17 protein-coding genes are annotated in these 20,161 nt (G+C 61.0%); 11 read left to right on the top strand and 6 right to left on the bottom strand.

What is annotated here, in order from left to right:
• The first annotated feature begins 172 nt into the window (after positions 1 to 172).
• From GOB93_RS06950 to GOB93_RS06920, 7 genes are all read left to right on the top strand, one after another.
• Positions 173 to 694, top strand: coding sequence for a ComF family protein (locus GOB93_RS06950; RefSeq protein ID WP_173582755.1), 522 nt, complete (start codon positions 173 to 175; stop codon positions 692 to 694).
• Positions 695 to 861: 167 nt separating this feature from the next.
• Positions 862 to 1,131, top strand: coding sequence for a glutaredoxin 3 (gene grxC, locus GOB93_RS06945; RefSeq protein ID WP_173582785.1), 270 nt, complete (start codon positions 862 to 864; stop codon positions 1,129 to 1,131).
• Positions 1,128 to 1,637, top strand: coding sequence for a DUF1178 family protein (locus tag GOB93_RS06940; RefSeq protein WP_173582754.1), 510 nt, complete (start codon positions 1,128 to 1,130; stop codon positions 1,635 to 1,637). The genes grxC and GOB93_RS06940 overlap by 4 nt, the downstream gene beginning before the upstream one ends.
• 56 nt (positions 1,638 to 1,693) lie before the next feature.
• A complete protein-coding gene (locus GOB93_RS06935; RefSeq protein ID WP_338422311.1) occupies positions 1,694 to 2,302 on the top strand; it encodes a DUF2147 domain-containing protein in 609 nt (202 codons plus the stop codon).
• Between the two features lie 80 nt (positions 2,303 to 2,382).
• Positions 2,383 to 3,681 (top strand): lactonase family protein, encoded by a 1,299-nt coding sequence (locus tag GOB93_RS06930; protein ID WP_173582753.1) that lies wholly within the window; start codon positions 2,383 to 2,385, stop codon positions 3,679 to 3,681.
• Between the two features lie 156 nt (positions 3,682 to 3,837).
• Entirely contained in the window at positions 3,838 to 4,320 is a 483-nt protein-coding gene (locus GOB93_RS06925) for a DUF2946 family protein (protein ID WP_173582752.1), read from the top strand.
• A gap of 88 nt (positions 4,321 to 4,408) precedes the next feature.
• On the top strand, positions 4,409 to 6,658 hold the full coding sequence (locus tag GOB93_RS06920; RefSeq protein WP_242010586.1) for a TonB-dependent receptor: 2,250 nt from the start codon (positions 4,409 to 4,411) through the stop codon (positions 6,656 to 6,658).
• Between the two features lie 46 nt (positions 6,659 to 6,704).
• Here the strand turns inward: GOB93_RS06920 and GOB93_RS06915 are convergent, their stop codons facing one another.
• Positions 6,705 to 7,166 carry a DUF2147 domain-containing protein gene (locus GOB93_RS06915; RefSeq protein ID WP_173582751.1) on the bottom strand — a complete coding sequence of 154 codons (462 nt, stop codon included), beginning with the start codon at positions 7,164 to 7,166 and terminating at the stop codon, positions 6,705 to 6,707.
• 180 nt (positions 7,167 to 7,346) lie between these two features.
• Positions 7,347 to 7,694: a DUF3147 family protein gene (locus GOB93_RS06910; protein WP_173582750.1), complete on the bottom strand. Its 348-nt coding sequence runs from the start codon at positions 7,692 to 7,694 to the stop codon at positions 7,347 to 7,349.
• 350 nt (positions 7,695 to 8,044) lie between these two features.
• Between GOB93_RS06910 and GOB93_RS06905 the strand changes: the two genes are divergently transcribed.
• Together GOB93_RS06905 and GOB93_RS06900 are read left to right on the top strand one after the other, a co-directional pair.
• Entirely contained in the window at positions 8,045 to 8,917 is an 873-nt protein-coding gene (locus GOB93_RS06905) for a substrate-binding domain-containing protein (RefSeq protein WP_173582749.1), read from the top strand.
• A gap of 208 nt (positions 8,918 to 9,125) precedes the next feature.
• Positions 9,126 to 10,109: a zinc-dependent alcohol dehydrogenase family protein gene (locus GOB93_RS06900; protein WP_173582748.1), complete on the top strand. Its 984-nt coding sequence runs from the start codon at positions 9,126 to 9,128 to the stop codon at positions 10,107 to 10,109.
• Positions 10,110 to 10,143: 34 nt separating this feature from the next.
• On the opposite strand, the gene GOB93_RS06895 is transcribed toward GOB93_RS06900, so the two are convergent.
• Positions 10,144 to 12,774 carry an HWE histidine kinase domain-containing protein gene (locus tag GOB93_RS06895; RefSeq protein ID WP_173582747.1) on the bottom strand — a complete coding sequence of 877 codons (2,631 nt, stop codon included), beginning with the start codon at positions 12,772 to 12,774 and terminating at the stop codon, positions 10,144 to 10,146.
• Between the two features lie 409 nt (positions 12,775 to 13,183).
• Here GOB93_RS06895 and GOB93_RS06890 point away from each other — a divergent pair, with 409 nt between their 5' ends.
• Complete coding sequence (locus tag GOB93_RS06890; RefSeq protein ID WP_242010585.1) at positions 13,184 to 14,098, top strand: DMT family transporter; 915 nt, start codon at positions 13,184 to 13,186, stop codon at positions 14,096 to 14,098.
• Here the strand turns inward: GOB93_RS06890 and GOB93_RS06885 are convergent.
• Positions 14,085 to 14,663 carry a YqaA family protein gene (locus GOB93_RS06885; RefSeq protein ID WP_173582746.1) on the bottom strand — a complete coding sequence of 193 codons (579 nt, stop codon included), beginning with the start codon at positions 14,661 to 14,663 and terminating at the stop codon, positions 14,085 to 14,087. The two genes, GOB93_RS06890 and GOB93_RS06885, sit on opposite strands and share 14 nt — an antisense overlap.
• Positions 14,664 to 15,078: 415 nt before the next feature.
• On the opposite strand from GOB93_RS06885, the gene GOB93_RS06880 reads away from it, so the two are divergent.
• Positions 15,079 to 16,716, top strand: coding sequence for a hypothetical protein (locus GOB93_RS06880; RefSeq protein ID WP_173582745.1), 1,638 nt, complete (start codon positions 15,079 to 15,081; stop codon positions 16,714 to 16,716).
• 284 nt (positions 16,717 to 17,000) lie between these two features.
• Here the strand turns inward: GOB93_RS06880 and GOB93_RS06875 are convergent, their stop codons facing one another.
• Together GOB93_RS06875 and GOB93_RS06870 are read right to left on the bottom strand one after the other, a co-directional pair.
• Positions 17,001 to 18,341, bottom strand: coding sequence for an MFS transporter (locus GOB93_RS06875; RefSeq protein ID WP_173582744.1), 1,341 nt, complete (start codon positions 18,339 to 18,341; stop codon positions 17,001 to 17,003).
• 60 nt (positions 18,342 to 18,401) lie between these two features.
• On the bottom strand, positions 18,402 to 20,069 hold the full coding sequence (locus GOB93_RS06870) for a GMC oxidoreductase (protein ID WP_173582743.1): 1,668 nt from the start codon (positions 20,067 to 20,069) through the stop codon (positions 18,402 to 18,404).
• Positions 20,070 to 20,161: the final 92 nt, after the last annotated feature.

The following is a 20,161-nucleotide window of genomic DNA, read 5'->3' as shown; positions in this document are numbered from 1 at the left end:
ACCCGCCGCCAGAAGCAGAATATCGTCAATATTCCAGATCGGGCTCCTGTGGGATGACTGAATTCTACAAAATGACCCGAAATTGCCTCAAGTGTGAGAAATCCGCGTCGATGCCCGGTGTGTTCGTTGTGAACGTCATCCGCCGCCCTGGTCGCGGGGGCGGGCGGCCTATGTGTATGACAGCGGGTCACGGGATCTGATTCTTGCCCTGAAATATGCGGATCGCACGGAGAATGCCGGCATTCTGGCGCGGCAGATGATCCGGGCCGGCGGGGATATTCTGGGGGATGCCGATGTGCTGGTGCCGGTGCCGGTGCACTGGCGGCGGCTTGTTCAGCGGCGTTACAATCAGGCGGCGCTGCTGGCGCGCGCGGTCGGGCGGCTTTCGGGAGTTCCGGTCTGTGTGGATGCCCTGCGTCGTCCGCACGCGACCAGCCGGCTGGCGGGGTTTTCGGCGAAAGAGCGTGCGCGGGAGATGCGGGACGCCGTTGTGGTGAGGCCGGCGCGGGGGAGGAGACTGGAGGGGCGCCGGGTGGTTCTGGTGGATGATATTCTGACGACCGGGGCGACGGCGGAGGCCTGTACGCGGGCGCTGCTCGGAATCAGTGTGGGGGCGGTTGTGCTGCTGACGGCGGCGAGGACGGTGCCGTCCGACAGCGAGGATGTGGACCGGCCTGGCGGGCTGGAATACTGATATTTTCCATGCGGGAGGTTTTTCCTGGGAGGTCCGTAAGGTGGTCAGCCGGGGCGGGGTTTCGGTTTCATGGTGCGTATGACAGAATTACAGGACATGATAGGATAGTGACCGCTGCGTTAAACGTGGTGACGAACAGTAATTCTGAGCAGACTGACCGGATGACCATGCCCAAGGTTGAAATCTACACCCAGCCCGGATGCCCGTACTGTATCCGGGCTGTTGCATTGCTGCAAAAGAAGGGCGTTCCTTTTCGGGAGATCAATGCGCCTCACGGCACGCCTGAGCGGGTGGAGGCGCGCACCCGGTCCGGCGGACGCATGACGGTGCCGCAGATTTTTATCGACGACCGGGCGATTGGCGGGTGTGACGACCTGTTCGCGCTCGACCGGAGTGGTGGCCTTGACCCTCTGCTGCATGTCCACGGAGCGCCATGATTCTCTATCAGCTTCGTTGTTCCGGCGCGCATGAATTCGAGGGATGGTTCCGCGATTCCGGTGCGTTCGAGGATCAGGCCCGTTGTGGTCTGCTGTCCTGTCCGTTTTGTGGGACTGCGGAGGTTGATCGCGCGCTGATGGCGCCGGCGGTGCGTTCCGGCCGGGCTGTTGCCGGAGCGGAAGAAAAAGCGGCGGAGGAAAAGGCAGTGGTCGGGGGCGGGTCGGCGGTTTCATCCCCGGCTACTTCGTCATCTGCGGGCGCAGGCGGGATGCCGGGGGGTATTCCTGACGTGCTTATGGCGGCATTGCGGCGGCTCCGGCATGATGTCGAGACGACATGCGAGAATGTTGGCGACCGGTTTGCCGATGAGGCGCTCCGGATCCATCGCGGCGAGGTCGAGGAACGGGGAATTTATGGCAGCATGTCCGGAGAGCAGAAGGAACTTCTCGAGGATGAAGGCGTCGCTGTACAGGCGCTTCCCTGGGTTTCGCGCGCTGACAGCTGAGGTGCGGGGATCATCAGACCCGGTTCGGAACCGGGCCAGCCAGAAAGGCAAAGCAGGTGAAAACCGATTCTGTTGACAGGACAGGGACGCGTGAAGGCGGGGCGCTGTCCCGGCGGCGACGGGGTGGCGTGAGACGACGGATGCTGGCTGGCGCTTTGTCAGTGTGGGGGCTGGCATTACAGGTTCTGCCGGCGCGGGTTTTGCCGGCTCTGGGGGTGGCTGCCCTTCTGGCCTCGGGGAGCGCGCATGGCGAACCGGCGGCGAAAGGGGCGGACATTCCGTCATCCGGGCCTGAATTTGGCGACTGGCTCAGTGAAAAGCACGATGGCGTGTTTCGTATCGCGCGATGCGGAAACATGCTGTGCGGTACGCTGGTGGGTCTGCAGTACGGACCGACGGAGCCGGTTCCGACCGCGAAGGACGGACGGTCCGAGTGTGGTCTGGTGATGCTGACGAATTTCAGTCCGATGGCGGATACGCCGGGACGCTGGGCGGGGCGCATTCTCGATCCTGATTCAGGCAATGTTTATCATGCGCAGATATGGTCTCCGACACCGGATGTGCTGAAACTGCGGGGCTATATCATGGTGCCGATTTTCGGGGAAACGCAGACCTGGACCCGGTATAAGGGGACAATTGGCGCCGCCTGCCGGATGCCACAATAATAAAAATTGTCGCCTGCCGGTCCGGGGCGCGCTGTGTGCCGGACGCGGATAAGGGGCAGAATAAGGAGACGTCAGCAGGTATGAAAAAGACACTCGGCCGCCGCCTGTTCGGTCTTTCATTAGCGGGCGCGGGCCTGACAGGTGTTCTGAGGTCAGCCTTTGCCGCCGATGCGCCCACACCGCCGCCGGCGCCCATTCCGAAGGGCGCGCTGAAGAAATCGACACCTGAAGCCGCTGCGACGAAGTCCGGTCCGCGCACGCTGTGTTATGTTGGCGGTTATACGAAGCATGGTCCGCCGGAAGCGAATGCCAAAGGCATTACGCTGTTTGAAATGGACACGAAGTCCGGTGTGCTGACGCAGCTTGGTCAGGTGACGCCCACGGACAATCCGTCTTTTCTCGCCTTGTCGCCGGACCGGCGGTTTCTCTATGTCGTCAATGAGGTCAATGATTTCGGGGGCGAGAGCAGCGGTTCCGCGACGGCCTTTGCGATCGATCAGCATACGGGGGTTCTGACGAAGCTGAACACCGTGGCGACTGGCGGGGCCGATCCGGCGCATCTGAGCGTGCATCCGTCTGGCCGTTATCTTCTTGCCGCTAATTATACGGGCGGCAGCGTGGCTGTGATTCAGATTCAGGCGGATGGCAGTCTCGGCGCGCGCACCGATCTTGTGCATGATTCCGGGCCGAAAAGGCCGGAGCGCGCTGCCGATAATCCGCCGGGCAATTATGCGGTGAGCGATCATTCCGGGCCGCATGAGCATATGATTCAGGCCGATATGGCGGCGAAATTTGTTCTGGTCGCGGATGCGGGGCTGGACCGGGTGTATGTCTGGAAGCTGGATCTGGACAAGGGCGTGCTGGTGCCGGCGGCGAAGCCGTGGTTCGACATGGAACCGGGGTCCGCGCCGCGTCATTTCTGTTTCAGCCTGGACGGGAAGGTGATCTACATCCTCGGTGAGCAGAACTCGCGGGTTGTGGTCGCGGATTACGATACGGAGACGGGTGCGATCTCGCCGCGTCAGACGGCGACGACGGTGACGGGGCGGTTCCGCGGGAGCACCATCGCGGCGGAGATCATTCTGCACCCGAATGGAAAATTCCTTTATGTCACCAACCGGCTGGGTGATTCGATCGCCTGTTTCCGTGTGAAGGATGACGGGTCTCTCGAACTGTTCGACGAGGTGTGGGAGCATGCGGATTACGGGCGGGCGATCAGCTTCGATCCGACCGGGAATTTCATGCTTGTAGCCAATCAGCGCAGCGATTCCATTACGTCCTTCCGGGTGAATGGCGAGACCGGGGTGCTGCAGTTTACGTGGAACTTCACGCCGATCGGCACGCCGAGCGCGTTTGCGTTTCTGACGCTGGAAGGGTGAGGCGCTGCGTCCGGCCGACGATGTGTCCGGTCCGGGCTGGTGACGCAGGGCTGGGCATCGCTGCATTCACTGGACTGTGAGGTTGCGGGAGATTAGGGCTGCTTTTCCGGAGCAGATGTGTGCTCCGGCAACGGGAGGCGGGCTGACCGGTCTTTTATGACTGTTCCGGCTAATCCTGCGACACGGCCGCGTTGCGGCCGCTGGCTGATTGTCGCGCTGACACTGATCGGTCTGCTGGGGCAGTTGTCCCTGCAGGGTCTGGCGCTGCCCGGCGATACGCCGCGGGCGACGATCCTGCGGCTGACGGGGATCGATATCAGCCCGGAGCACGGCGCTGACGCGGCCGGGCCGGCGGAGCATCACCGGCATATGATGATGCCGGCTCACGGGATGAGCCATCATCATATGAGCGGGATGGCGGTGTCCGATGGACACGGGCAGACGCACCATCAGCATGATGCGGGCTGTGTGCTGTGTCCGCTGCTGATCATCTGCGGCGTGATTCTGACGGCGGCACCGTTTCTGCCCGGTGTGTCTTCCGCTTTTCTTTCCATGCGCAGGATTTTTGCGCAGCCGCGCGGGCCGCCGGCCTTTGTCCGCGTGCTGCCGCCTCTGCGCGGACCACCCTGTCTGATCTGACTGTTATCCGCTGCCCTGCGGCGTTGTGTCCTTTGAGAGCGACGCGCCGCGTGGCCTGACTGACATTCGGATTCTGACAGGATTTTCCATGTATGGATTCAGCCGGAGACGGAGTCTGTACGGCTCCGTCTTCACAGCCGGTCTGGTGCTGGCTGGTATTTATCTGCTGCCCTGTGCGGCGCGTGCCTCGGCTCAGACAATGCCGATGCCGATGGATATACCGGATTCTTCCGGTCACGACATGCCGCCTGGCTCTGGCCATGACGGGCAGCCCGGGACGGCGATGTCGATGCTTTCGGAGCGGCGCGGGTCTGCGACGGTGACCGGGGTCGAGGCGCGGGGACGGGAGTATCTCTCCGTAAACGGGCTTCGGGTGCCGGTGACGCATAGTCCGGATACGACATCCCTGTTCCGGCACAGCCTGGGGTTCAGCACGTATTCAGCGGGTGGTGTTTCGGCGCTGCCGGTGCTGAACGGGATGGCGGACGACCGTGTGGCGACGATTGTGGACGGGATGCGGATTGAATCCGCCTGTCCGAACCATATGAATCCGGCGTTGTCTTATGTGGACCCGGATTCCGTATCAAAAGCGGTGGCGACGGCTGGGATTACGCCGGTCAGCATTGGCGGCGACAGTCTGGGCGGGACGATCGAGGTCGAGCGGCGCGATCCGCAGTTCGCGCAGGCGGGAAAGATCCTGGTGACCGGGCGCGTGCGGGGCGATTATCGCAGCAATGGCGGCGGGTCGGGGGCCTCGGGCTCGATGACTGTGGCCAATGATCTGCTGAGTCTGCGCTGGTCGGGGTCTTATTCCCATGCGAGCGATTACACGACCGGCGGGGACGGGAAGCAGGTGCGCTCGACGAGCTATCTGAGCTTCAACCATGCGGTGACGGCGGGATTGCGCAAGGACAATCATCTGGTCGCCATTACGGTCGGGCAGCAGGACATTCCGTATGAGGGGTTTCCGAACCAGTATATGGACATGACCAACAACCGGTCGACCTACCTAAACGGCAAGTATAAGGGCGATTTCGACTGGGGTGTGCTGGAGGCGCGCGGGTTCTGGCAGCGTGTCGATCATGCGATGGACATGATGAGCGACAAGGGCGGTCATTCGGCGACGACGGGGATGCCGATGAACACGGATTCCCGGACGGCGGGTTACACGCTGAAGGCAACGATCCCGCTCGGACCGGATCACACGCTGCGGCTGGGGAGCGAGTTCGATCATAACGGGCTGAACGACTGGTGGCCGCCGCTGCTGAACAGCATGATGATGGGGCCGGATACGTTTCACAATATCAATAACGGCCACCGGGACCGGCTGGGGCATTATATCCAGTGGAATGCGCAGTGGCTGCCGCGGCTTTCGACGGAGCTGGGGTTTCGCAACGATCTTGTGATGATGAATACCGGTTCGGTCGCGCCGTATTCCTGGACCGGCATGATGTCGATGGCGGATGCGATGGCGGCTCAGAAGTTCAATGCGGCGTCACGCGGGCGGACGGACACGAATTTCGACGTGACGGCGCTGGTGCACTGGCATGCGCTGGACAGTCTGATGATCGAGGGCGGGTATGCGCGCAAGACGCGCTCGCCCAATCTGTATGAGCGGTATTCCTGGGCGCAGGGCACGATGGCGACGAGCATGATCGGCTGGTTCGGCGACGGGAACGGGTATGTCGGCAATCTGAATCTGACGCCGGAGGTGGCCAATACGGCGAGCTTTACGGTGACGTGGCATGACCCGGTGGATCACAGATGGGAGGTGAAGGTTCAGCCTTATTACACCTACACACATAATTACATTAATGTTGTGCGGATCGGGGAGTTTACGAACGGATTTTCGAAACTGCAGTTCGTGAATCACAATGCGCAGAGCTACGGAATCAACGCGTCAGGATCGCGGCAGCTGTGGAAGACGGCTGCGTTCGGGACGGGGGAGATCCGGGCGAATATCAACTGGGTTCGCGGGCAGGATCTGGTGAATCATTCCGGGCTGTATCATCAGATGCCGACGAACGGCATGGTGAGCCTGCATGAGACGTTTGAGAACTGGACGGGGCGGGTTGAGGTCACGCTGGTCAAATCGAAGAGCACGGTTGACTGGCTCCGCAACGAGCAGCGCACGCCGGGTTATGCGCTGCTGGGGCTGGGCGGGAGCTACCGGTGGCGAAATCTGACTCTTGATGCGAGCATCGAGAATGTCTGCAATCAGAAATATTATCTGCCGCTCGGGGGGATGTCGCTGGGAGACTATAAGGCGACGGGGGTACTGTCGCCGCTGGCCGGGATGGGGCGTTCGTTCAATGTGAGTCTGAGTGCTTCGTTCTGAGACGGAGCAGCAGTTGAGGCCGGGGCGTCCCGGTTCATCTGCTGTTTCAGTTGCGGACCCAGGTCTGTGATCTGCCCAGCAGGGACAGGCCGACGAAGCCGCGGACGACGAGTTCCTGACCGTCCTTTCTCAGTTTCATGGTGCAGTCATAGACCGAGCCTGAGGCGGGATCGAGGATATTGCCGCCTTCCCAGTGATTGCCGTCTTTTTTCATGTTTCTGATGATTGTGAGGCCGGTGAGCAGCTGATTTTTGCGCTCGTCCGTGCAGGCGGTGCAGCGGCGGTCGGCGGGAATGGTGGGGTCGAGGGTTCTGATGATTTTGCCGGACAGTTCGCCGGTGCTTTCCTGAGTGATGGCGACGATGGCTCTGGTTTCGCCTGTTTTGTCGTCGATCGTACGCCATTCTCCGACCGGGCTGTCAGATGATGCGGCGTGGGCGGCGAGGGGGGTTCCGCAGGCGGCTACTGAAAGAGAAAGAAGTAAAACTGTCCGGAGCTGAGGCGTCATGACTTCTCGCTTTCACAGAAAGGCTTTGAAAGAAAAAGACAAAATTGGGTCTGTCGGCTGCTGTGGAGGCGGATACTGAACGCAGACAGAATGGTATCGTTTGATCGTATCTGCTTTTGCGAAAAGCTGCCGGGATGGCCGGAGCATGGCTGGCAGTCTTTTCTCATAGTCCGTCAGATGTCAGAGCGCGTAGCCGGCGCGGCGGCCGAGCCACATTGTGGCCAGGTAGAGCACGACGGTGACGGCGCAGCCGATGAGCAGTGCCGTCCAGAAGGGGATGTTCTGGCGCATCATCCACGGGATGAGCAGAAACATCGGCAGCGAGGGGATGACGTAGAAGAACGTCGCGGAGACGTGGGCTTCCATTTTCACCGGGTCGTGGGTTTCCTGCCAGAGCCAGATCATGCCGAAGACGGAGATCAGCGGGAGGGAGGCGACGAGGGCACCGAGGGTCGGGTAGCGGCGGGCGATGGTGGAAACCAGGGCGATCAGCAGGCCGGACAGGACGGTTTTGAGGATGAAGAACATCAGGCCGGATTTTCCTTGCTGTATTTTCCTGACTGTTCTGGGCAGGAGCGGGTTTATTTTCTGACGGATAGGTCCGGTTTCTCTGACTGACAATGCCGGGTTGCGCGGAGGCTGTATGTTTCCGGATAGGCGCGATGCGGGACTCGCCTGTCAAAATCAGGTGGTGATCGGCGATAAGTGGAGGAGGGACCGGAGGGGAGCGGGACTGTCCGCTTCTGATCCGGCGGTGTTATCTGGTGTCAGTGTTATCTGGTGCCAGCATATCTGATGCCGGTATGTTCGATGGTGGTGTGCTCTGTACCAGAGTACTCTGTATGTTCCGGGTATAAGCTCTCTGGACGGGTGCAGTTATGACGATCAGCTTTTTTCGCGGATATGACCTGTATTGCCGGTCCATTCGTTGCCGGTTCATTTCCGGGGCTGTTCTGGCTCTCTGTCTCGTATCCGGTTCCGCTGCACGGGCCGAAGAGCCGGCGCCGCTGCGTATTGCTGCGGCGGGGAGTCTGCGGGGGGCGCTGGACGATGTGGCGGCGCGGTTCACGCGCCGGACGCATATTCCGACGCAGATTACGTACGGGCCGGCCGGGCAGCTCAACCACCGGATTCAGGGAGGAGAGGCGGTTGATGTCTTTCTTTCCGCGAACGCGGTTTATCCGGAGCTGCTTGCGCAGGCGCGGCAGGCCTATATGCCGTTCATATTTGTGAAGAACAGTCTGTGTTTTAAGGTGCTGTCGCAGTCGGGGGTCACGGCGGACACGATTACCGCGAAATTATCCGATCCTGCAGTCCATATTGGCATTTCCACGCCGGGGAGCGATCCGGCCGGGGACTATGGCTGGCAGGTGCTCGGTAATTTTGAGCGGTTGGAGAACATGGCTCCGGGGTCGGTTCTCTATCGTGCGAGGGCGCTGACGGGTGGAGCGGTGGCGCCTCCGGTTCCGCAGGGGATGAATCCGGTTGTCTATTTTCTGAAAACTGGTCAGGTGGAGGCGTTCATCACCTATTGCAGCCGGCAGCATGTGCAGAAACAGGACGAAGGAATCACACAGTTTCCGGTGCCTTCGGATATTGCAGTGCCGGTGGACTATGCGGGCGTCACGCTGATCAGAACGGACAGGAAGCCGGCGGCCGATGCGTTTGAAAAAGAGCTCCGGAGTCCTCGTGCGCAGGCGGTTTTCGAGCGTTATGGGTTTATCGGCGTGAAGGGCGGTGACGCGGAGTGAGCGGCGCGTTTTCCGTGGACGGTGTCTGATGCCGGTGCGGTGATCCGGACTGTGCTGTTTGTGGGGCCGGGGCAGACTGTGTCGGTGTAGTCCTTGTGATATTGATGAGCGGGTTGCCTTTTTTCCTTTCGGAGGAATGATTTTCATCAATTGATGACAGAGTGTTTCCTGCCAGGAATGACTCATCTGTCCGGATTGGAGTCTGACGATGTTTGCCATGCAGCTGAAGAAACCACGTACTCCGCTTGAATGGGTTGAACTGCCTGACCCTGAGCCGGGCGAGGGGCAGATCAGGGTGAAGGTTCTGGCCTGCGGGGTCTGTCGCACGGATCTGCATGTTGTGGACGGCGATCTGACGCATCCTGCGCTGCCGGTGATTCCCGGGCATGAGATTGTTGGCCGGATTGATGCGATCGGGCCGGGGGTTACGGATCTCAGTATTGGTGAGCGGGTCGGTATTCCGTGGCTGGGGCATACCTGCGGGCATTGCCTGTATTGTGACGAGGGCAAAGAGAACCTTTGCGATCATCCGCTTTTTACCGGCTACACGCGGAACGGAGGTTATGCGACCTCGGCTGTGGCGGATGCGCATTATACGTTTCCGCTGGGAGAGGCGGGAGATGATGTTTCGCTTGCGCCTCTGCTCTGTGCCGGGCTGATCGGATGGCGGTCGTTGTCGCATGCCGGAGATGGAAAAAAGATCGGGCTCTATGGGTTCGGGGCGGCGGCGCATATCATCGCGCAGGTGCTGCGCTGGCAGGGGCGGGAGGTTTATGCCTTCACCAGTCCGGGGGATGTGGAGAAGCAGGCTTTCGCGCGGTCGCTCGGGGCTGTGTGGGCCGGAGGATCGGATGAGGCGCCGCCGGAGCTGCTGGACGGGGCGATCATTTTTGCGCCGGTAGGGTCTCTGGTGCCGGCGGCGCTGAAGGCGATCCGCAAGGGGCGTCGGGTGGTGTGCGCGGGGATTCATATGAGTGAAATCCCGGCTTTTTCTTACGATATTCTGTGGGAAGAGCGGGAAATTGTTTCGATTGCCAATCTGACGCGGCAGGACGGGATCGATTTTCTGTCACTGGCGCCGAAGATCGGGATCAGGGTCTCGACGACGCCTTATCCGCTGCGTGAAGCCAATAAGGCGCTGGACGATCTGCGACACGGGCGGTTTGACGGGGCGGCTGTTCTGGTTCCCTGATCCGGGGAGTTGCCCTGAATAGTGGTTCTCTGAATCAGGCGGCGGAACGTCTGGTGTCGAGCAGCGCGCCGAGGGCGGAGGCGATTGCCGAGGCGGCGTATGGTTTCCGGATCACGGGGATGGTCTGAAACTCGTCCGGGATCATGGAGCGGTCCATATATCCGGTGGCGAACACAAAGGGTACGCCTTTTCTGCGGAGGAGACGCGCGAGATCAACGGAGGTTTTTCCGTCCAGATTGACGTCGAGAATGGCGACGTCCGGCAGGCGGGTCTCCACGATGCTGACGCCTTCCTCAACGGATGAGACCGTTGTGACCTCGGCGGCGCCGAAATCACGCAGGGCGTCTTCGACTTCCATGGCGATCAGAAGCTGGTCCTCGACGAGCAGGATACGGGCGTCGGTGACGCCATCTGACGAGGAATGGCCCGTTTTCTCTGCGGGAAAGGATGTCGGTTCTGTTTTTGTCTGTTGCCGTGCAGACATTTCCGCGGGGCAGGCGAGGGTTCCGAATCTGTCGGGGATTGAGACCCGGATGATGGCGCCTTCCGGCCTGAGGTCACGGGAAGCGCGGCCGCCGAGTTCGTGGCTGACGGCGCGTTCGAGGAGGACGGAGCCAAATCCGGAGCGGGCGGCGGGTTTTACTGCCGGTCCGTTTGTTTCTGTCCAGCTGATGTCCCACGTTTTCGCCTGTGCGTTCTGCGCCCAGCTGACGGTGAGTCTGCCCTCGCGGACTGAGAGAGCGCCGTATTTGGCGGCGTTCGTGGCGAGTTCGTGGAAGAGCAGTGTCATGATCGACAGGGCTTTTCCGGGCAGCCACAGATCGGGGCCTTCCAGGGTGACGGTGCCGGCCTGCAGTCTGTAAGGGGCGAGTTCGGCTTCGAGGAGAGCGCGGAGCGAGCCGCCATGGGCGGCGCGGGAGATCTGGTCGTGCGCTGTTGCAAGTGCTGCGATTCTGCCGCGCAGTGCCGTCAGGTGTTCTTCCGCGGAACGGCCGGGCGGGAGAGGGCGGCTGATGAGGGACTGCACCACGGCGAGGATATTTTTGACCCGGTGGCTGAGTTCCTCGTTGAGCATACGCTGCCGTGTGTCGGCTTCGGCGCGTTCCAGAATCTGCTGCTGCCGGTAGGCTCCCATCACCTCGATAAGGGCGGAGCGGAGCTGCTCGGCTGCTTCCTCGTCCTCAATGGTCCATGGGTCCGACCGGCCGCGCAGGCGCGTGAGACGGGGCGGGATATGACCGTTTCCGGCGTCCGGGGCGGAGGGGGACGAGGTACCGGGGCGATTGATGATGCGGATGACTTCGCGGCGGAAGACGAACATGTAATCGCCCGGAGTGGGTGAGACCGGGATGATCATCAGTCCGGCGATGCCGGGTAGGAGTGAACGCAGGGCGGCGCCGGTGCCTGAGGCAGTGGAACCGGAGAAGGTGGTGTCTGAGTCACTGGTTCCGGAGATACGGTCGGCAGAGAGTCGGTCGGTCGTCCATATCGTGGTGCCGGCTTTTGCCCCGGCTTCCGCGACGAGGGTGGTGATGATGTTTTCAGGCAGGATGTTTTTGTGTTGTGTCCACTCGCCGCCAATCCATGCGGCGATGTCGTCACATTCGACAAGAGGCATGAGACTGCTGAGCTGGGAGCGTACGTAGGACGGAATATCGAGTTTGGAGGCTGCGTTATGCAGGAAATGGCCGATCAGCGCCTGGGCGCGGGTCGTGACTTCGAGGCGGTGGGAGCGGATCAGGGCGGCGATCTGCAAAGAGGCGAACTCACCGATCATTTTCACGATGGCGCGTTCATCGATCGTCATGACCCGCGGGGTGTAGTGGCGGCAGGCGATCATGCCCCAGAGCGTGCCGTCGACGATGAGTGAGATGGCTGTCGAACTTCTGACGCCACGGGAAACGAAATAGGCTTTTGCCTGTGGCGAGACGCCCCGCAACTGGGCGAATGACATATCCAGCGGGGGCAGCCCCGGGGCGCTTACCAGAGGAACCTGAGGGACGATGACGTCGTCGATCATCCGGACCCGGGTCCGGCGGTACTGACTGGCGGTCAGTATGGTGACGTCTTCGGTAGCCAGATAATGTCCTTCGAAACTGCCCAGATCTTCTCGTTTATCCTCGGCGACCACCTGCGGCATGCCGGTCTGATCGAACCGGTAGAGCATGACCCGGTCGTAGCCAGACACGTCGCGGATCTGCCGGACGACGGCTGTGAACAGGGAGTGGAGATCGGTTTTGTCGCGCAGCTGATCGATGACCATGCGAAGCTGTGCGATGCGCCGGCCGTTTTCTCCGGGTTTGCCGACGGGTTCACACTCTACGACCAGTTCGTCGCCGGACAGATGAACGGCGACGTCGCGGGGTATGCCGCCGGGCAGCGGGAATTCGAACAGGAGGGCGGGTCTGCCGAGCTGCCGGCTTTCTTCACGGGCAGTGAAGACGGATTTCAGCGCGGCGGCGCCGAGACAGTTCTCCAGTGAGGCACCGATTCTGATGGCCGGGTTTGACAGGAACTGTGCGGCGTTTTCGGAGTGACGGAGGAGGGCCAGTCCGTCGGTGCTGAATGACAGCAGGCAGCCGCGGGGCTGAATGCGCTCGGGGGCGGAGAAGATTTCGAGGTCGCTTTCTGTCAGGTCAGAGTGGGTGCATTCGCTGATATCCATTCCGACTCCTCCCTCCGGCTGTTCGGGGAACCGTTGCGTTATTAATCATAAGGACGTGCGGGAGCCACTGTAATCGTGCTTCCGGTGCTGAATATTCTGCAAGTCGTCTCTTAGTTATCTGCCAGCCGGGATTTGCTGTCGTGCTGTGGAGTGTCTCCGTGAGATGGCTGAATTCTTAATGTCCCGTAATTGTGGCTCACAAAAGGCGGGGAGTTCTGCCGTAAATAAAGATGCGTTTCCGGCGGTGGTTTATCCGGTTATCGGAACGCTGATGCACGCAGGGCTGGCCTGCGGATGGCGATGCGAAATCACCTTCTCCTGGCGTGTGGGGCGGAGTAAGCGAACCTCGTGAATCCCCCAGGCGATTGCAGCACCTGTCCGGTGTCGTGCAACGGAGACAGGACCGGCGATGCCATCGACTGCTGCTTCAGGAATGCTGCTGGCCTTCATGGCCTATGCGTCGTTTTCGATCAGTGACGCATTTTCCAAGCTTCTCGCCGGGAGTCTCGATCCGTTTGAGGTCGCTTTTTCGGGTGGGGCGTTCGGGTTTCTGATCCTGCCCTTCGTGCGGCTGAAGCATGAGTCCTGGATTGACATCGTGCGGACGGCGCATCCCTGGATGTGGCTCATCCGGGCCGGTTCGGTTTTTCTCGCGACGGCATCCAGTGTTGAGGCGTTCATGCTGCTGCCGATGCCGGAAGCTCTGTCGCTGATGTTTCTGATGCCGTTTTTCGTGACGATCCTTTCGGTGACGTTTCTGCGGGAGCCGGTGAATATCTGGGCGTGGATTTCGGTGGCGGTGGGCTTTATCGGTGTGCTGATCGTGCTGCGGCCGGGATTTCGGGCTCTGCATTTCGGCCATCTCTGCGCCCTGATTGCGGCTGTCGCGAACGCTGTCGGTGTGATTGCTTACCGGCGGTCGGGGCAGAACAGCCCGCGCTTGTCGCTGTTCGGATCGAGTCTGATCGGTCCGCTGGTGGGAAATGGTATTCTTATGGCCGGTCATGCGTCCTGGCCGGATATGAGGGGCTGGTTTTTTCTGTTTGGTTACGGATTGCTTGCGGCGCTGGGGCAGCTTTTACTGATGATGGCGACGCAGGCGGCGCCGGCGAACCGGGTCGCGCTTCCGCAGTACAGTCAGATGGTCTGGGGTGTTGTGCTCAGCTACACGATGTTTCACCAGCAGCTGGACATGTGGGGCTTTATCGGCGTGATTATTGTCACGTTATCGGGGCTGGTGAACTGGGTCCGGCAGAAGATCAAGTTCCGGTATATCGCGCTGCATGGCAGCGCGATGACGCGTGGCCGGATCAGAGATATCTGAGAGCCACGATTCCGCCGACCAGCAGGACGGCGAAGGCGCCGCAGACGAGGGGCAGGCGCTCTTCGATGAAGGTTTCGATCGGGGCGCCGAAACGCCGGAGGAGGCCTGCGACGAGAAAGAAGCGGACGCCGCGGGTGACGAGGCTTGCGAGCATGAACGGGATGATCGCGAAATGGGCCGCGCCGCTGGCGATGGTGACGAATTTGTAGGGGACGGGTGTCAGGCCCTTGATCAGGATGATCCAGACGCCCCACTGGCGGAATTTTTCCTGAAGCGTGGCGAGGGTACGTTCGGCGTGGTAGAAATGGACGATGGGCAGGGCGACGTGTTCGAGCAGGACGGCGCCGATATACCATCCGAGCAGGCCGCCGCAGACGCTGGAGACGGTTGCGATGGCGGCGAACTGCCAGGCGCGGTTTCTGCTGGCCAGGCACATTGGAATCAGCAGTGTTTCGGGTGGCAGCGGGAAGACGCTGGCCTCGGCGAAGCAGAGAAGAGCGAGCCAGTAAGGGGCCTGAGGACCGGCGGCGTGCGCCCGCACGCGGGAGTAGAGGCGGTCGAGCATGGCGGCCGGGGCATCCTTCGTCTGAACTGTGGGATGTCCAATGCCATTCCGTATGCGCTCCCGCAAGAGGTGTGGCCTGCGGGAAGTCTGACATGATCTCATGCAGGAATGCATTGTGGCGCCTGCGGAAGTGAAACCGGGCATGGCGGCTAAATATTGCGTGTCTGGATTTAATGATTCGGCAAGAAATCGGGTATCGTTTTTACTGATATCTGTTTGTGGTTTCAGGTGGGGATACTTTACTGGTCCTTGTGATGTCATTTAACTGGCATCGGATGGGATCGGGTCAGCCGGGCAGTGAACTAAGAGCCTTGCCGGATGCCGGAGTGCCGGACGGAGGCGGATTATGATCCGGTGATATCCGTAATGGCCCGGCTCCGGAGGAGCGGATTCTGCGACGTGTAGTGGGATTCTGATGAAATTTCCGGGCAAGACTGCGAAAGCCATTCCTTACGCTGTGTTTCTGATTGCAGGCCCGGTGATTTCGGTGCTGTTCGGGCAGGACAGATTTTCCGATCTGCGCAACTATCATCTCTATAATGCCTGGGCATTTCTGACGCATCGTGACGGCAGGGATATCTATCCGGCGGATATCCAGACATTTTTCAATCCGCTTGGAGATATTTTACTTTACCGGGCGGGAATGGGGCCGCTGGCGGATTATCCGCGGTTTTTTGCGGCGGTTCAGGGTTTTTCTTACAGTTTGCTGCTGCTGGTTCTCTTCTCCATCCTGCGGATGCTGCGCGGACTCCCGGGTGGCACGGAACTCGGCAATGTCGGGGTTGTGGCGGCTCTGCTCATCGGGGCGACCGGAACGGCGATACTTTCTCAGATCGGGTTATCATCCGGCGAGATGCCGGTTGCGGTGCTGGTGCTGCTGGGTCTGCGTGTTGTGCTGGCGACGGCCGGGTTGTCCGGTGATTGCCGGGGACTGTGTAACCGGCGGTTTATCCTGGGCGGGTTGTGTGTTGGGCTTGCGGCAGGGATCAAGCCAACGGCGGTGGTTTATGTGCCGGCTGTTCTGGCGACGGTTGCTGTTGTGGCGCCAAGAGGAGGCTGGCGGGTGCGACCGGTTTCCGCCTGCGCGGCAGGATGTGTCGCGGGCTTTCTGATGACCTATGGATGGTGGGCGGTTCATCTCTGGCGTCTGACGGGCAACCCTGTTTTTCCGATGTTCAACGGAATTTTTCACTCCGTCTGGACCGCGCCGGAGACGTTTACCGATCAGCGATATAAGCCGCGATCGGTGTTGCAATGGATTGCCTATCCGTTCTTCTGGTTATCGGGCAGAGAGCGGATGATCGCTGAGCCGGGGTTTGCCGACGCGCGTTTTGCTCTGACGATGCTGGCCTGTCTGTTGCTGGTTCCGCGCGTCTGGTGGCTGCGCCGCTCCGCGGCGGAGCCGGGGGGGCGGGCCTGTGCCGGTGTTCTGGCTTTTACCGTTACTGGTTATGTTGTCTGGCTCCGGCTTTATTCGATCCTGCGATATATGATCCCGATTGAGGCGATGTCGGGTTATCTGATTGTGGCGGCGTTGTGCGACGTTTTCCGGGTTGCCGGAAAGAGCCGATCGCGTCTGTGGCGTGATGCGGCAGTCTGCGTGGCTGTCGTGTTTCTGATGGTGACAAGCCGGTATCCTGGTTTCGGACATACGGATTTCTCCGCGCGGACGTTTGATGTCGGGCGTGAGCGGGTTGCTGCTGACAGCGTCGTTCTGCTGATGGGGCGGAATCTGTCTTATCTGGCGCCTTTCTTTGAGCCGGCCGCGACGCTGCGTTTTGTCGGTATGAATAATCTGCTGGCGGCATCGGTGGATTTCTGGCCGGGGCAGGCGGTTCACGATCTCCTCCGGAGCGGGGCTCCGGTTTACATGGTGCGTTCCGATGATCCGGCGGAAGATGATCACATGGCGCTTCTGAAAAGGTTTCTGCCGGATTTTACCGTTTCGGATTGTCGTGAAGTGTCGTCTGCGCTGAACGGGAAGAAGCGCCGTGAAAGCGCTGTAAGGAGTTATCGCCTGTCTTTGTGCCGGGTTATCGGGAAACCGGCATAGAGACAGAATAAAGTGGCGGGGTGTTTTTCGCCTGGTTGCGGGGATACGGGAGCGGGATGTGGTTTTCGGGTTTTCGGTGACGGCGCGGGATTGATTGATCCGCGTTTTTCGGACTGAACAAGATCTGGATGGCAGTTCGGGGAGGTGCCTGGCGGAAATAGCGAGGTAGTGTCGGGCAAAGCAGTGCCTGGGTAAACCCGGTGGAGCTGCTCTTTTCGGTTCGTTTCAATGAGTGATTTCAGGGTACCGGACTTTTGTAAGGCATGGTCCTCATTGCTTCGGTTTTACGGTGTGATGAAGACGTTCTTATTCCTCTCAGGAGTCTGACGGGGCCAGAGGCGGAGCAGGCCGAGCTGGAGGATCGCGCCACCGAGCGGGAGCCAGATGAAACCGGCTGTGACCCAGGGAGCGAGATCAGGGGACTGCGTGACGCTTGCCGGAGTATAGTGTCCCCAGGACAGGAAGAATGCGAGAAGGAAGCCGGTGACGCCCATCGACAGTTTTGTCATCAGGGTGCTGATCGAATAGGCGAGGCCGGCCGTGTTGACGGAGGAGAGGGCGAACCCTTTATCGATCGCGGCAGCAAGAAGGACGTAATACAGGGGCGAGGCGACGCCCTGTGAGAGGCTGAGAAGCAGGAAACCGGCAAAGAATGACGTCATTCCGGACCCGGCCAGCCAGATCAGTCCGTATCCGAGGATCTGCAGAATCAGGGACACGGAGCATGTTCCGGTCACGCCAAGGTGTCTGACGGATAACGGCGACAGGCAAGCGCCAAAAAAGGCCGAGACGGTTGCTATGGTCAGCAGCTCGCCGCCGAATGAATCCGAGCCACCGAGCAGGACGCGCGCATAATAGATCGCAAAGCCGTAGAACGTGGCGATCCCGACGAATTGCAGGAAAACCAGTGCGTTGCATATATGCCAGAGCTGGTTCCGGAACAGGGTTCCGAACAGTTCGGCGGGGCTGTGCCGGACGGGCGGCGGAGGGTGCCGCACGACGCAGACACGGGAGACGGCTTCCCACAGCACGCTGCCGATGACCGAGAGGATGAGGACATAGAGCGCCATACCGGTCTGGCGCTGTGTCATGGTATCGCCGCCGCCGAGCCAGCTGATGGCGGGGATGGTGAGCAGGGCGACGGAGAACTGGCCGAGCTGGCAGCCCATCATGCGGAAGGTATTGAGACCGACGCGGTCCTGCGCGACGGTGCTGATCATCGTGGCGAGAGCGCCGTAAGGGGTATTGATGCAGGAATAGACTGCACCGAACAGAATATATGAAGTGCCGGCCCAGAGGATTTTTCCATGCGGGGACAGCGGGAGGGGCAGGAAGCAGAGGAAAGCGGACACGCCGAAGGGAATGGCGAGGAGACGGATGACACGGGGGACGATCATGCCGCCGGCGCGATCGATGACATAGCCGATGGCGGGGTCGCAGAAGGCGTCGAAGACGCGGGCGATGAGCAGGATCCAGGCGACGTCCGATGCAGGAAGGCCGTAGACATCGGTGTAATAGAACATGAGCCAGGACGAGGTCAGGCCCCACATCAGATTGGAGGAAAGGTCGCCGCATCCGTAGGCGATCTTTTCACGAATGGAGATTTCGCCTGATGTCACCGTCATCGCTGGCCTCCCGCCGGCTTCTCACTGACTTTCCGCCGGCGTTTTGCCGGGGTCTGAAATTCAGAGACGCCCTGATTTCAGTTCGTTTGCGAGATGATTGCATGCGCGCATGCTCTGAGCCATTACTGTCAGGGTCGTTCCCAGCGCGCCGCCGGAAGGGAAGCTGGAGGCGTCGGTGACGAAGAGATTGGGAACATCCCAGGACTGACCGTAGGTATTCAGAACAGAGGAGGCGGGGTCGCTGCCCATGCGGATACCGCCGCTTTCGTGAATGGCGGCGCCCATGACCATGCTTTTCGGGAACATCTTCCGGATCAGCCAGCGGGCGAGCGGTGATTTTTCCGGATAGAGGCCGCGTCCGGTTTCGCCGAGACCGAGGGGGGAGGCCCAGAAATCGACTTCACCGCCGCCGGCTTCGATCATGTCGGCGCAGTCGCGGATCTGTTTGCGCAGCATGGCCCGTTCATTTTCATGGGGGGCGCAGCGGATATGGGGCAGGGGGATGCCCCAGCGGTCGCGGCGTTTCGGATTGAGGGTGACGGTATTGTCGGAATAAGGCAGCATTTCGCCAAAGCTCATGATTGCGACGGGAACGTCGCTGCCTGAGGCGGGGGCGCTGTAACGCCCGATTGAGCCCTGATAGGTATAGCCGCGCAGGAAGGCGGGATCGGAGGCTCCGTCGGCGTTTTCATAGCGCGGAATGTACATGCCGCCGGTGACGCCGAAGAACGGATGAACGGGCAGGGTCACGTCCGGGCCGCTCCGGGCGGTGGCGGGCCAGCGTCCGAACATGAGGCTGGCGCACTGATCCATGAAATAGCGTCCGAGCGTGCCGGAACTGTTGCCAAGGCCGTCCGGATGCCGGGATGAGGATGAGTTGAGCAGCAGACGGATGCTCTCGATCGGCGAGGCGCAGACGACGACGGCGCGGGCCTGTGAGACGTGTTGTGTTTTGGTCGTACGATCCGACCATGCGACGCCGGTGGCGCGTCCGGTGGCTGGGTCGGTGAGGATTTCGCGGACGACGGCGCCGGAGCGGATGGTGAGGTTTCCGGTGGCTTTCGCGGCGGCGAGCGCGGGCGGGAGCGGGGCGCCGTCATGCGGATTGAAGCGCCAGGCGATGACGTGCCGGTCGGGCCAGCGCTGCTCGACGCTTTTGCGAAAGGCCTGTTCTTCCGGCGTCAGAACGGCGGGTTCCGCCATGATCCCGTCCGGGGCGGTGCTGACCCTGTCCAGATTGCCGTGGATGCTCAGAAACCGCTCGGCTTTTTCGTACCACGGCGCGAGATCGGCATAGGATAGGGGCCAGTCGACACCGCCCATTCCCTGTCCTGCGCCTTTGAAATCATAATCGGACCAGCGGAAGAGGACACGTCCGAAGGCGTGCAGCCGGCCCCCGATCTGACGTCCGCGCACCCACAGGAAGGGAACGTCTTTCGGGGTGGTGTAGCCATGCGTCCAGTCATTGACGAACAGATGACGGAGCTGGCTGTTGAAGAACGCGACGCGGGACTGGCGGTGCTGGCCGGTGAGAGTGGCGGCGATGCGGGGGAGGAGATGCGCGTCCTTGCCGGCCGGTTTGCGGCGGGAGGCGGGGTCATTCTGTCCGACCGGGCGGCCGGCTTCGAGAACGAGGACGGAGAGGCCCTGTCCGGTCAGTTCCTTGGCGGCAAAACCGCCGGCGGCGCCGGAGCCGATAACGATGGCGTCGTACTGTGTGGTGGTCATAACCGGTTCCTGAAGGCGGGGATTTCGGGTTGTGCCGGAACCCATGCGCCCGGAGACGCGGATCTGGCGGGTTTGTTCAGAAAGGGCGGATG

The sequence above is a fragment of the Acetobacter musti genome (assembly GCF_011516835.1).
Classification (GTDB): domain Bacteria; phylum Pseudomonadota; class Alphaproteobacteria; order Acetobacterales; family Acetobacteraceae; genus Acetobacter; species Acetobacter musti.
Note: the sequence above shows the minus strand (reverse complement) of the source record. Positions and strands in the feature narration are given on the sequence as shown.